The sequence below is a fragment of the Acetobacter sp. genome (assembly GCF_022483985.1).
In the GTDB taxonomy this organism is placed as follows: Bacteria; Pseudomonadota; Alphaproteobacteria; order Acetobacterales; family Acetobacteraceae; genus Acetobacter.
Genome location: NZ_JAKVME010000001.1, coordinates 1,266,746 through 1,280,332, shown reverse-complemented (window position 1 = coordinate 1,280,332; position 13,587 = coordinate 1,266,746). Strand labels below are relative to the sequence as shown.

Genomic DNA, 13,587 nt, shown 5'->3' with positions numbered 1-13,587 from the left:
CGGTGTGGGGGCGTCCGATGCGGTGGAGGCGATTCATGCTTCTGTCAGGAAGAGTGCGTGCCTGTGCTGCCAAAGCCACCAGCGCCACGTTCCGTCGCCTCAAGGTCATCAACCTCATTCCATGCAATCCGAAAAACCGGAGCGACGACTGCCTGAGCGATCCGCATGCCCCGTTCCACCGTAAAGGCTTCCTGTCCGGCGTTCATCAGAATAACGCATAATTCACCACGATAATCCTCGTCTATCGTGCCGGGTGAATTCGGCAGGGTGATGCCGTGCTTCAGGGCAAGGCCGGAGCGGGGACGGATCTGCAACTCGTAACCGGCAGGCAGGGCGATGCAGAGTCCTGTCGGAATCAGGGTCCGTTCTCCCGGAGGCACCGTGATCGTGCTATCGACGGCGGCGAGAAGGTCCATGCCAGCGGCACCGATGGTGGCATAGGATGGCAGGGGAAGCCCTTCCGAACGGGGCAGGCGCCGGACAGCGACCTGAACAACCGGTGCGTTCACAAAAAAGTTCCGTTTCCGAGAGTGATGGAGAAGCCAGCATCATGCTCGGCCTTCTTCACTGTTTGCAAGGGCGGGAGCCCCGAAACGCAGGGCGATGCAACGAGCCAGATTCAGCGCAAGAGTGGTTTTGGCCATCAGGGGCCAATGTTCCACGCCATCTTCGGTAATCAGGATGACCGTGTTTTCCGTCCCGCCCATGACATTTGTGCCTGTCGAGACATCATTGGCGACGATCCAGTCGCAGCCCTTGCGCTGACGTTTGGCGATGGCGTTAGCCTCGACATCATCGGTCTCGGCGGCGAAGCCGATCACCAGAGAAGGTCGGCTCGGGCCCGGTCTGGAAATACTGGCGAGGATGTCCGGATTGGGTTCGAGGACGAGGGTGGGCGGGGGAGAGCCCGCCTGTTTCTTGATCTTGGACGAAACGGGGACCGCCACGCGCCAGTCGGCCACCGCCGCCGTGCAGACCGCGATATCAGCCGGGAGCGAGCCCATGACAGCCGCTTCCATCTGCTGCGCGGTTTCGACCCGGATCAGGGAAACATTGGAAGGGGCCAGCAGAGAGGTCGGCCCGCTGATCAGCGTCACCTGTGCGCCCAGATCGGCAAGCGCCCCGGCGATGGCATAGCCCTGCAGGCCGGATGAGCGATTGCCGAGATAGCGCACCGGATCAATCGGTTCATGAGTCGGTCCCGCCGTCACCAGCGCATGTTTGCCGATCAGGGGACGCCAGTGTGAGGAAATTTCCGGGGCTACGTCGTTCTGCACGCGGTGGGACAAATATCCATTACGCAGACTGACGGCGGAGGTGTCGGGCGGCTGCGTCGGGACGGCGGAAGAAGCGTATTTGCCGGAGGAAAGCGTCTCAAGGTGTGCGAGGATGGCGTCACGCAGAACTGTCGGCTCAACCAGCCGACCGGGACCATATTCACCACACGCCATTTCGCCCTCGTCCGGCCCGACGACGACCACGCCGCGCTGTCGCAGCGTATCCATGTTCGTGCGTGTCGCAGGATGGTCCCACATCCGTACATTCATGGCTGGCGCGACCATGACAGGTGTGTCGGTGGCCAGCAGCAGGGTGCTGGCCAGATCATCGGTCAGACCGGACGCCATTTTCGCAAGGATATTGGCCGTGGCGGGCGCCACAACCACAAGGTCCGCCGAGCGGGAGAGGGAGATATGCCCCATTTCCTGCTCGTCGGTCAGGGAGAACAGGTCTTGGTGGACGGGTTCGCCGCTCAGCGCCTGGAGCGACAGCGGTGTGACAAACTCACTCGCGGCGCGGGTGAGGACACATCGGACCCCGATTCCGGCTGTTTTCAGCAGGCGGACCAGTTCGAGCGCTTTGTAGGCCGCAATGCCGCCGCTGACGATGAGCAGAACGCGCCGGGGCGGTCTCGCCTGTGTCGTCGCGGCGGTCATGGATCAGAGTCTCCAGCCGGAGTGGATCGCGGCGATGCCACCGGACAGGGACTGGTAGCGAACATGCGAGAATCCGGCCTCACGGAACATGTCAGCCAGCGTTTCCTGATCCGGGAACATGCGGATGCTCTCGGCCAGATACTGGTAGCTGTCACGATCCTTGGCGATGAGCGCCCCCATTGTGGGGAGAACCTTGAACGACCACGCATCATAAATAGGCGCCAGAGCGGCGACCTGCACGCGGGAGAATTCGAGGCAGAGGAAACGACCGCCCGGTTTCAGGACGCGGCGTGCTTCCTTCAGGACGGCCAGCTTGTCCGTGCAGTTGCGCAGGCCGAAGGAGATGGTCACGCGATCCATGCAGCGGTCGGGAAGTGGAATCTGTTCGGCGTCCACCACGCAGAAGGACAGGTCCGACACATAGCCGCGCGAGATGGCGCGGTCACGGCCAACCGACAGCATGTTGGCGTTGATGTCCGTCATGATGGCCGGTCCGCCACCGCCAGCGAGCCAACCGAACGTCACGTCGCCGGTGCCGCCTGCGAGGTCGAGAAGCTTCAGGCCGGGCTGCGGTGCAAGCTCGGCGTTGAAAATCCGTTTCCAGACTCGATGAACCCCCAGAGACATGAGGTCGTTCATCACATCATAGCGACTCGCTACACTGTCGAAGACCGCCCGGACGAGAGGTTTTTTCTCTTCTCTGGGCACGGCGCGGAAGCCGAAATCGGCGGTGTCGTCGCCAGCAGCCCCGGGAGTAGTCCCGGTGGAATGCGGCGCGGCGTGGAGGTCATGAGTGTTTCTGGGGGGGGCATTGTCGGTCATGGCTGCACTCTATAGCGTGTTTGGCGTCATGCCAGAACTCCCTGAAGTAGAAACCGTGATGCGTGGAATGATGGGACGCCTTCTCGGCGAGCGCATCCACGCCATCGTCGTGCGTCGTCCTGACCTTCGCTGGCCTCTGCCGCCCGGCCTCGGGCAGGCGCTCAAGGGCCGGACGATCGAGAGTTTTCGTCGGCGGGGGAAATATATTTTCATCCGTGTGTCCGGCGGTCAGTCGGTTCTGCTGCATCTCGGCATGTCCGGGCGGGTCATGCTGGATGACGCCGACGCAACGCTGGAAGTGGGGGAGGGCAAGCTGCGTCACGAGCATGTTGCGTTCACCACGGAGGGCGGTCAGCGCTTCGGGCTGGTCGATCCGCGTCGGTTTGGCGCGCTCGATCTTGTCCCCACGGATGGGGAGGATGAGCACCCTCTGGTTGCGGCCATGGGACCGGAACCTTTTGATCCCGCTTTCACCGTCGATGTGCTTCTGAGAGCCTTCTCAGGACGGCGCAGCCCGGTGAAGGTGATGCTGCTGGATCAGCGGGTCGTAGCGGGTCTGGGTAATATCTATGTGTGCGAAGCCCTGTTCCGTGCGCGTATCCACCCTGAAACGCCTGCGGGTCTGCTGGGACGGCCGGCGCTGAAGCGGCTGGTCGTGGCGATCCGAGCGGTGTTGCAGGAGGCGATCGAAGCGGGCGGTTCCAGTCTGCGGGATTATGTCCAGCCGGACGGCGAGCTTGGATATTTCCAGCATGCCTGGCGTGTTTACGGTCGTGCCGGACAGCCATGTCCGGATTGCAGGGGGAAGTCAGGTTGTCCGGGCGTGGCGCAGATCACGCAGGCCGGGCGCTCCACGTTTTTCTGTCCACAACAGCAGCCTGCTGTGGATAATCAGCTGGCGGTGAGTGTGGCTCCCGGCAACAGGCAGGGCAGAATCTCGCGGAAAAGCAAGAACTCTGCTTGACGCGCGGCCTTTCGTTGGCTTAGAGAACCGCACCTAATTCAGCGCGGCCGCTTTCGGGTGGAGCGCGTATAACCGTATCGACTTCTGGATCAGATAGACACAATGGCGAACATCGCATCTGCCCGTAAGCGCATCCGTCAGACGGAGCGCCGCACTGCCCGCAACACAGCCCGCATGTCCCGCATGCGCACCTTCATCAAGAAGGTCGAGACGGCTATCGCCAGCGGCAACAAGGAAGAGGCAAATGCAGCCCTGAAGCTTGCTCAGCCGGAAATCCAGCGCGCAGCAACCAAGGGCGTGGTTCACCACAACCTTGTGGCTCGCAAGATTTCCCGTCTGTCTGCCCGTATCAAGGCAATCGCAACGGCCTGAAGAAAGCGGGGCGAACTGTTTTTCTGAAACGGTCTGCCCTCCTTCACAGCGCCTGAGACGGCTGAGAAACAAGCCGGATTCCCATCGGGAGTCCGGCTTGTTTTTGCTCTATGGTCAGACCATGCGGTGATGTGGGATGATGGCTGTTTCAGAATAAATGGTTATTTTTCATACGGGTTTTCAGGCATAAATGCGTTGCTTTGGCAGGTGCATTTGCCTAATCTGAAATTTCGTCGGGATCGTGAATGTACGGTCTTCTCTGGAGACAGGGAGAGCCGCTTCCGAACCCAATATGCTGCCGTTGTCCGTCCGTTCCTGTCCAAAATGAACCCCGGAGGTTTTCCGGGGTGTGCTTTGTCCCGGATGTCGGTGTGTCTTTGATGATTGGTCGCCGAAGTTGCCGGGTAGGGTCTCGCAGGGCCTGTCTGATCCAGCAATGATCCGGGGAAGTGAGTGCGCAGAAACGATGCCGGTAACCCCATCTTCCGAAATGCCGTTGAGTTCAGATGAAGGTGCCGGATTGCAGTCTGCTTCGTCTGGTATGTCAGGCCTGCTCACAGGTGCATGGGACAGAATTTCCGGTCGCATGAGGGCAGAGGTCGGGGATGTGGAATATCGCACCTGGCTTCAGCAGATCGTGCTGGGGCCGGTCGATGGTGATGAAGTCACCCTGATGCTTCCCACACGCTTCCTGCGGGACTGGGTTCGTAGCCAGTATGGTGACCGCCTGAGCACATTGTGGAATCAGGAAATCCCGGCCATCCGTCGCGTCGAGCTTCAGGTCATGCGACCGGGCGATGCTGCTGCGATGCCGTCTGTCGCGGATGGAGAAGATGAGACGTCTTCCGCTCCCTCCGAAGTGACGCCTGTGACGACGACCCGTGCGGCGTCCGCTCCGGCTGACCGTGTGGCCGATACAAGAGCCGATCTGGTGGCCCCGCTTGATCAGCGTTTCACGTTTGATACGTTCGTCGTTGGCAAGCCCAACGAATTTGCTTACGCCTGTGCGCGTCGTGTCGCCGAGAAGCCGTCGAGCGTCGGTTTCAACCCACTGTTTCTGTATGGGGGCGTCGGTCTGGGAAAGACGCATCTGATGCATTCCATCGGCGCGGAACTGATGCGTCGGGGTGGTATTTCAGTGGCCTATATGTCGGCCGAGAAGTTCATGTACCGCTTCATCGCCGCGATCCGCTCCCAGTCGACGGTCGAATTCAAGGATCATCTGCGTTCGGTCGATGTGCTGATGATCGACGATCTCCAGTTTCTGATCGGCAAGGACAACACGCAGGAAGAATTCTTCCATACATTCAACGCGCTGGTCGATGCCGGACGACAGATCATCGTGTCGGCTGACAAGTCGCCTTCCGATCTTTCCGGGCTGGAAGACCGCCTCCGGACCCGTCTCGGCTGTGGCATGGTTGCGGACATTCACGCGACCACCTTTGAGCTGCGTATTTCCATTCTGGAAGCAAAAGCTTCCGCGTCCGGCGTGGTTGTGCCGGGGAAGGTGCTGGAATTTCTGGCCCACAAGATCACGACCAATGTGCGTGAACTTGAAGGCGCGCTGAACCGCCTGATTGCTCATGCCAATCTGTTCGGGCGTCCGATCACTCTGGAATCCACGCAGGATGTGCTTCATGATATTCTCAAGGCGCATGATCGCCGGGTGACGATCGAGGAAATCCAGCGCAAGGTTTCCGAGCACTGGAATATCCGTCTGACCGACATGTCCTCCGCCCGCCGCGCCCGTGCCGTGGCGCGTCCCCGGCAGGTCGCGATGTATCTGGCGAAACAGTTGACCAGCCGTTCCCTGCCTGAAATCGGGCGTAAGTTCGGTAATCGTGATCACACGACGGTCATGCACGCGGTCTCCCGTGTGCAGGAACTGATGGAGCGGGATACGGCTTTTGCAGAGGATGTTGAACTTCTGCGTCGGATGCTGGAGAGCTGATCGTCTGAAAAGCAAAGGTTTCAAAAAGAAAACCGTTTCTGACTCTTTGCCCCAGCCCTGTCGCCTGCTAGATTGCCTGCCTTGATTTCCAATCTGCTTGATGAGGGTTGGAGCGCGGAAACACTATCCGCAGGACAGGGGAACTGGTGTCGATGAAGTTTACGGCCGATCGCGCAACGCTGCTCAAGGCTCTTGCACACATTCAGAGCGTTGCCGAGAAGCGGAACACAATTCCCATCCTCGCCAATGTTCTGATCGACGCCAACAATGGCAGCCTCAGCCTGACCGCGACGGACATGGAGATTGCGGTCGTTGAGGAGGTTCCTGCGGAAATTCAGACGCCCGGCGCGGTAACAGCTCCGGCGGCTGTTCTGTATGAAATTGTCCGCAAGCTGCCGGATGGTGTTGAAGTCGAACTGAGCCATCCGGGTGGAGAGTCCCAGCTCGATCTTCGTGCCGGTCGTTATGCGACACGGATGAATGCGCTGCCGGTCGATGACTTCCCCTCCATGGTGGCAGGCGATCTCCCGCATCAGTTCAAGCTGAACAGCGGTGTGCTGAAATCCCTGATCGACCGTTCCCGCTTCGCCATTTCCACGGAAGAAACCCGCTACTATCTGAACGGCATCTACATGCACGTGACGGAAGGTGACGCGGGCGGTGTACTGCGTGCTGTGGCGACGGACGGTCATCGTCTGGCGCGTGTCGAGACCGAGGTTCCTGCGGGGGCCTCCGGAATGCCGGGGGTGATCATCCCCCGCAAGACCATTGGTGAGATACGCAAGCTGCTGGATGAAGCGCCGGATGAAGTGGACGTCTCCGTCTCCGACACCCGCATCCAGTTCGGGGTGGGGGGCATCACTCTGACCTCCAAGCTGATCGACGGCACGTTCCCGGAATACCAGCGCGTCATTCCGTCCGGCAACAACCGCACCCTGCGCGTCGGCAAGAAGGATTTCTCCGATGCGGTCGGGCGTGTCGCGGCGATCAGTCAGGAGCGCTCGCGTCCTGTGAAGCTGGTGCTGTCGCGTGATCTGCTCATCCTTTCCGCCACGAGTGCTGATCAGGGCACAGCGAAGGAAGAGCTGGACGACACGCGCGTCACCTATGATGGCGACGACATGGAGATCGGGTTTCAGGCCCGCTATCTGAACGATATTACCGATCAGGTCAGCAAGGATGTTGAGTTCGTGTTCGCCGACAGTTCGGCGCCGACCATCGTGCGTGATGTTGACAGTCCCTCGGCGCTTTACGTCCTGATGCCCATGCGGGTCTGACCTGATCCGTTCCTTCTGACCGGTCTCAGTCATGACGTCGCTCGATCGTCTCGTTCTGGCCGGTTTCCGGAATTATCGACGGTTTGTATGGGAACCTGAGCGCTCGCCGGTGGTGATCACCGGTGAGAATGGCAGTGGCAAGACCAATCTGCTGGAAGCGCTGTCGCTGCTGGTTCCCGGGCGTGGCCTGCGCGGGGCCAGAAATGTCGATCTCCCGTTGCGGGAAAGCGCCACTGCTTCTGCAATGACAGGTTGGGGTGTCACGGCCCGATTTTCTGACGATACCAGCGATTTTGAGGTTTCCACCGGTATGGAGCCCGGGCAGTCCGGTGCGCGGAAATTCCTGCTCGATGGCGTGCAGATGCGGGCGCGGGACGTTGCCGCGACCAATCTGTCCGCTGTCTGGCTGACACCGCAGATGGACAGGCTGTTCGGCGAAAGTGCGAGTGGCCGCCGCCGCTTTCTGGATCGCCTCGTCGTGGCGATGGTGCCGCAGCACGCGCCGGAACTGGCTGCCTGCGAACGGGCGACGGCGCAGCGGAACCGCTTTCTCTCAGAAGGTCGCACGGATGATGTCTGGCTGTCCGGGATTGAGGACGCCATGGCGCGGCACGGCGTGGCCGTTGTCGCGGCGAGACGCGAGATGGTCGCGCGTCTGAACGTCACAGGCGCTGATCCGCAGGGGGTTTTTCCTTCCGCCCATCTTTCGCTGCTCTGTCCGATCGCTGATCGGCTCAACGTGGAACCGGCACTTGCGGTCGAGGACTGGTTGCGGGGCGTGCTGGGGAAGGGACGTCCTGCGGACCGACAGCGTGGGCACGCGCTTGTCGGGGCTCATCGTAGCGATTTCATACTTCAGGATCTTGGAACGGGAAGGCAGGCGGCGGAGGCCAGTACCGGGCAGCAGAAGGCCCTGCTGATCGGCATCATTCTGGCGCACGCCCGCCTGATGGGTGAAAGCGCCGGAACCGCGCCGATGCTTCTACTTGACGAGCCGCTGGTGCATCTCGATGAACGGCGCAGGGGAACGCTGCTTGAGACTCTTCTCGGTTTTCAGACGCCGGTTCTGCTGACCGGGACAGACCATTCTCCTTTCGCACCATTGATGAATGAAGCCAGTTTCATCACGCTTCGGGACGGGCAGATAGTTCCATCCACCGTTGCCTGAAAAATACGTCGGGCAAAGATGGAAAAACCACTGATGAGGGTGTGTAGATGCGCTCACATGCTGGTCGGGACGGAGATAAGCAGCTATAAACGGGCTCCGCTGCACCCTGAGCGAACGACCGGAGCATTCATCCCGTTATGACCGAAACTTCCAGTTCTGTTTCTTCCGCCGAAAATGACGACTACGGCGCGTCCTCCATTTCGGTGCTCAAGGGACTGGACGCTGTACGCAAACGTCCGGGCATGTATATCGGCGACACGGATGACGGGTCCGGCCTTCACCATATGGCGTTTGAAATCATTGATAACGCGGTTGATGAGGCGCAGGCTGGGTTCGCGACACATTGTGAGCTGACGCTGAATGCGGATGGGAGCGTCACCGTTCGTGATAACGGTCGTGGCATTCCGACCGACATGCATGAAGAAGAAGGGGTCAGCGCGGCGGAAGTCGTTCTGACCAAGCTGCACGCAGGCGGCAAATTCAACCAGAACTCCTATAAGGTCTCCGGCGGTTTGCATGGCGTCGGTGCGGCCGTGGTGAACGCCCTTTCCGAGTGGATGGAAGTGCGGATCTGGCGACAGGGACTGGAGCATGTCATCCGCTTCGCGCATGGTGAGCGTGTTGAGCCGTTGACGGTTGTAGGACCATCGGATGCCGAGCGTGGCACGCAGGTCACCTTCAAGCCCAGCGCTGCGACTTTCACAAAAACGATCTTTGAGTTCTCCGTTCTGGAGCGCCGTCTGCGTGAACTGGCGTTCCTCAACTCGGGACTCAAGATTACTCTGCGTGATGAACGCACCGAGCCGTTCAAGGAAGAAGTCTTCCACTATGATGGTGGTCTGATCGCTTTCGTTGAATGGCTGGATCGTGCCCGCGCGCCGATCATCACGCCCCCCATCTCCGGCAGTCTTGAAAATCCGGAAAACGGCATCAAGGTCGAGTTCGCCCTGACCTGGAACGACAGCTATCACGAGACGATGCTGTGTTTCACGAACAACATCCCGCAGCGGGATGGTGGTTCGCATCTGGCCGGCTTCCGGCAGGCGCTGACCCGTATCGTCGGCAAATATGCCGAAAGCATTGCGAAGAAAGACTCAGCCTCGCTGGTGGGTGAGGACATGCGTGAAGGTCTGACCGCCGTGCTGTCGGTGAAGGTGCCTGATCCGAAATTCTCTTCACAGACCAAGGACAAGCTGGTTTCGTCCGAAGTACAGCCTGTCGTGCATACGGCTGCTGCCGACATGATCGGTCACTGGTTCGAGACACACCCGAAAGAGGCGAAGCAGGTTGTCGCCAAGGTGCTCGACGCCGCTTCCGCCCGTGAGGCCGCTCGCCGTGCTCGTGAACTGACGCGCCGCAAAGGCGTGCTGGATATTTCCTCGCTGCCCGGAAAACTGGCTGACTGTCAGGAACGCGACGCCTCCAAGGCCGAAGTCTTCATCGTCGAGGGTGACTCCGCTGGCGGGACCGCCAAGCAGGGACGTGATCGCCGTTTTCAGGCTATCCTGCCGCTCAAGGGCAAGATTCTGAACGTCGAGCGCGCACGCTTCGACCGGATGCTCGGTTCTGCGGAGATCGGTACGCTGATCACGGCTCTCGGCACCGGAATAGGAAGAGGTGAGGCTGATCAGGGCGGTTTCGACATCAGCAAGCTCCGTTACCATCGTATCGTCATCATGACCGACGCTGACGTGGACGGGTCGCATATCCGTACGCTGCTGCTGACCTTCTTCTTCCGCCAGATGCCGGAACTGATCGAGAAGGGCTATCTCTACATCGCCCAACCGCCGCTTTATCGCGCCAAACGTGGCAATGAAGAACGCTATCTCAAGGATGATGCGGCCCTTGAGCAGTATCTGCTCGACAAGGCGCTGGGTAATGCCGCGCTGACACTGGGGGGCGGGCGTCTCCTGCAGGGTGACGATCTGCTTGCGGAGATCAACTTCATGCGGGACGCGTCCCGTGTGATCGGGCGTCTGTCATCCCGTATCCCGCTGTGGGTCATTGAACAGGCCGCCATCGCCGGAGTTTTCAATAGCGATCGCGATGCGGCTCTGTCACAGGTTCCGGAATTGCAGCGACGTCTGGACGCGGCTTCCCGCGAGTCCGAGCGTGGCTGGAAGGTCTCGCTCAACGAGTCCGGTCTGGAAATGGGCCGGAGCGTGCGCGGGATTGGCGAGACCTATCGCATGGAGGCCTCCACACTGGCTGGAAACGACGCCCGCTGGCTCGCTGCCAATGTGGAGCGGTTTGTGCGGGATTACGCCAACGGAATTCACCTCAGGCTTGATGCCGGAACGGAAGTCACGGTTGCAGGCCCGGCTGAGGCCTTCGCCCGCCTGCTGGCGCAGGGCCGCAAGGGACTGGCGATCAATCGCTTCAAAGGTCTCGGCGAGATGAATGACGAACAGCTTTGGGACACCACGCTCGACCCGGCGACCCGCACTCTGCTTCAGGTCCGTGTCGAGGATACGGAAGAGGCTGGCGCGGTGTTCTCGACGCTGATGGGGGACGTGGTTGAACCGCGCCGTGACTTCATCGTCGGCAATGCGCTCAAGGTGGCCAATCTCGACGTCTGACGCAGAGGCCTAATAGTCGTATTTTCTGGTTTATTGAGCCTGAAAAAGCCCGTTTTCACTTGTTGTCAGGTGAGGATGGGCTTTTTCTTTTTCGGAGTGACCCGATGTTGGTCTGAGACTTGTTTGCGTTTTAGCGGGCATCTTCGCGTAGTGCGGTGAGACGTCACTGGGATGATGTAGCGCGGGGAATACTTGCGTTACGCTCCGTGGTTTCTTCCGTTTGCAGGAAGGCCGAGTGATCCGAACGATGCTTCAGATTCACCCGCAGACACGCACGGCGCCGGTCGTTCGAGCTGACTAATGCTCCCGTAGGAACCGACATCCGTGTTCGCCAGAGGCTACGGACGCCTAAACACTAACCTCTCCCTTCCCGGTACCAACCTGCTCCAAGCAAAAGAACAACAGCGAGGAGAGTAGCCCATGCAGGCAGCAGCGGTGATGCGCTGGTTCCTGTCAGGATATGGGCATGTCTCTGAGGAAACCCGAGAAAATCTTTGCCTGTGCCATAACGGAGAGGGGGGACGATCAGTTTGTTAATGTCGTCACCAAGCCACGCAACTATTCCTCCTGTACGGGAGGCGACAGGGCCGATGGTGTCGGCTGTGAGGCGCAGATCGGAGAACTCTTCGGGGTTGGTCTGCACTGGTGCGGCGAAAGCGCGATGAGTGCCATCGTCGGCCGTCCAGATGCCGGATTGCGCCACAGCAAGCTGTCCGACAGCAACGCCGGGACCTGCTCCATGCAGGGTCATCGCCGATTTCGTTCCATCCGGCGCCGTGAGTGTAACCTCTGGCGAAGCGGTATCTGAAACGCTGTGCCGTGTGACGGTCAGAGCCCCGTCAAAGATGTGAGCCTCCAACCGCTCTTCCTCAAGGTCGGGCTCCTTCATCAGCCAGTGTGAGATTCGTCGCAGAAGCTCAGCCTGTGGCCCACCCCCCAGTTCTCCACGGGACCAGAGCCATATCTGGTCAGAAAGAAGCAGGGCTACACGTCCGTTTTCGACGTGATCCAGCACCAGAAGTGGAGACGCATCGGGAGCGCTCATCAGCACCTGTCCATGCGTCTCATCGGGGCGTAAGGCCCGGAACCACGGTCCCCATTCATTGGCGATTTCTCTATCCGCATCTGTAGAAGAGCGTGGGGCTGGGGCTCCCGGAAGCTCGGCTGTCACGGGGTGACGTCGCCCTTCTTCCGTTAACTGGGGGCGGAAGCGACGGATGGTGACGCCGGGTGCGGCCTCGGTCGGAGCGAGATCGGGTGGAGAGGCAGGCACGTGAGCCGGCAAAACGTCTCCAACGGCGGTCTCCTGTAGCGAATAAGGCCCGGTGAATTCCGGCCCTGCAATCAGGAACAGACCACCACCCTTGCGCACGAAACGGGCGATGTTGCGAAGATAGACTGGTGGCAGAATGTGCCTGTTCTCGAAACCATCGAGAATAATGAGATCGAATTGATCGATCTTGTTCTGGAACAGCTCTTCGACGGGGAATGCGATCAGCGCCAGATCGGACAGAGGTGTGCCGTCATCCTTTTCCGGCGGACGCAGGATGGTGAAGTGCACGAGATCAACGGACGGATCAGCTTTCAGCAGACGACGCCAGACACGCTCACCCTGATTGGGTGTGCCGGAAACCAGCAGCACGCGCAGTCTGTCTCTCACGCCGGTAATGGTCAGAATGTCCTGATTGTTCTGCGTGGAAACTTCACCCGGAAGTGTCGAGACGTTCAGACCGACAAGCGTTTCGCCGGGATGAGAGACCGGCAGCGAAATATCCTGAGGCTCACCCGTCCGGACAGGCACGCTCAGGGCCGGGTTGCCATCAGTGGTCAGTGTGATGGTAGCCGGTGTGCCGGGTTGCGTTCCCGGTCCCAGATCATCGACCTGAATGCGGATAAGCGCGGATTTACCGACAATGGCGTAAGGGGGAGCCTGAAGAATACGGAGACGACGGTCGGTCTCCTCTCCGCGTCCGGCCATCAGTACATGCAGCGGCAGAGTAACCGCATGGCCCTGACTGTCATGTAGGGCCAGACGATCCGGAATCCCCTTTGGCGCATCACGGGTCTGGCCGTCCGTGATCAGGATAGCACCCGCCAGTTGCTCCGGCGGAATGTCGGCGGCGGCCTGCGACAATGCATCGAACAGGCGCGTGCCCCCCGTCTGCTCTCCTCGCACGGTGACGGTGCGTAATCCGGGTCCGCCGGAGCCCTGTTCACCAAGGATGCGGGCAGCAGCACGGGCGATGGCGGCACAGTTTTTCACCTGCATCGATCCCGTCTGATCGACAATGACCAGTGCGGTTTCAGGCAGTTCCCGATGCGTTTCCTTCAGCGATTGCGGGCCTGACAGCCACAGCAGAACAACAGCACCGGCAAGCGCACGGAGGACGGTGCCACGCATACGGACCAGCAGGCCGATCGCCGTGATGATGACCAGCAGGCCACCCAGCGTGAACAGCAGCCAGTGAGGCAGCAGAGGAACGAAGGCGATGGTATGAGTGAAGGTATCGATCATGCCGC

10 protein-coding genes are annotated in these 13,587 nt (G+C 60.2%); 6 read left to right on the top strand and 4 right to left on the bottom strand.

Annotated elements, in window-relative coordinates:
• Nucleotides 1–44: 44 nt before the first annotated feature.
• The 3 genes from dut to LKE90_RS05645 are packed head-to-tail and all read right to left on the bottom strand — an operon-like array spanning nucleotide 45 to nucleotide 2,756.
• On the bottom strand, nucleotides 45–509 hold the full coding sequence (dut, locus tag LKE90_RS05655; RefSeq protein WP_291492951.1) for a dUTP diphosphatase: 465 nt from the start codon (nucleotides 507–509) through the stop codon (nucleotides 45–47).
• A gap of 39 nt (nucleotides 510–548) precedes the next feature.
• On the bottom strand, nucleotides 549–1,934 hold the full coding sequence (locus LKE90_RS05650; protein WP_291492949.1) for a bifunctional phosphopantothenoylcysteine decarboxylase/phosphopantothenate synthase: 1,386 nt from the start codon (nucleotides 1,932–1,934) through the stop codon (nucleotides 549–551).
• A gap of 3 nt (nucleotides 1,935–1,937) precedes the next feature.
• Nucleotides 1,938–2,756 carry a class I SAM-dependent methyltransferase gene (locus LKE90_RS05645; RefSeq protein ID WP_291492947.1) on the bottom strand — a complete coding sequence of 273 codons (819 nt, stop codon included), beginning with the start codon at nucleotides 2,754–2,756 and terminating at the stop codon, nucleotides 1,938–1,940.
• Between the two features lie 28 nt (nucleotides 2,757–2,784).
• Between LKE90_RS05645 and mutM the strand changes: the two genes are divergently transcribed.
• The 6 genes from mutM to gyrB all read left to right on the top strand — a co-directional run bounded on the left by mutM (nucleotide 2,785) and on the right by gyrB (nucleotide 11,067).
• Entirely contained in the window at nucleotides 2,785–3,720 is a 936-nt protein-coding gene (gene mutM / locus LKE90_RS05640; protein WP_291493038.1) for a bifunctional DNA-formamidopyrimidine glycosylase/DNA-(apurinic or apyrimidinic site) lyase, read from the top strand.
• A gap of 102 nt (nucleotides 3,721–3,822) precedes the next feature.
• Entirely contained in the window at nucleotides 3,823–4,092 is a 270-nt protein-coding gene (gene rpsT, locus LKE90_RS05635; protein WP_291492945.1) for a 30S ribosomal protein S20, read from the top strand.
• Between the two features lie 541 nt (nucleotides 4,093–4,633).
• The gene (dnaA, locus tag LKE90_RS05630) at nucleotides 4,634–6,043 is read left to right on the top strand and encodes a chromosomal replication initiator protein DnaA (protein ID WP_291493036.1); all 1,410 of its coding nucleotides are present in this window, start codon (nucleotides 4,634–4,636) and stop codon (nucleotides 6,041–6,043) included.
• 152 nt (nucleotides 6,044–6,195) lie between these two features.
• Nucleotides 6,196–7,320: a DNA polymerase III subunit beta gene (dnaN, locus tag LKE90_RS05625; protein ID WP_291492943.1), complete on the top strand. Its 1,125-nt coding sequence runs from the start codon at nucleotides 6,196–6,198 to the stop codon at nucleotides 7,318–7,320.
• A 31-nt stretch (nucleotides 7,321–7,351) separates the two neighbouring features.
• Entirely contained in the window at nucleotides 7,352–8,488 is a 1,137-nt protein-coding gene (recF, locus tag LKE90_RS05620) for a DNA replication/repair protein RecF (protein WP_291492941.1), read from the top strand.
• A gap of 137 nt (nucleotides 8,489–8,625) precedes the next feature.
• A complete protein-coding gene (gene gyrB, locus LKE90_RS05615; protein ID WP_291492939.1) occupies nucleotides 8,626–11,067 on the top strand; it encodes a DNA topoisomerase (ATP-hydrolyzing) subunit B in 2,442 nt (813 codons plus the stop codon).
• Between the two features lie 355 nt (nucleotides 11,068–11,422).
• On the opposite strand, the gene LKE90_RS05610 is transcribed toward gyrB, so the two are convergent.
• On the bottom strand, nucleotides 11,423–13,582 hold the full coding sequence (locus tag LKE90_RS05610; RefSeq protein WP_291492938.1) for a VWA domain-containing protein: 2,160 nt from the start codon (nucleotides 13,580–13,582) through the stop codon (nucleotides 11,423–11,425).
• Nucleotides 13,583–13,587 lie beyond the last annotated feature (5 nt).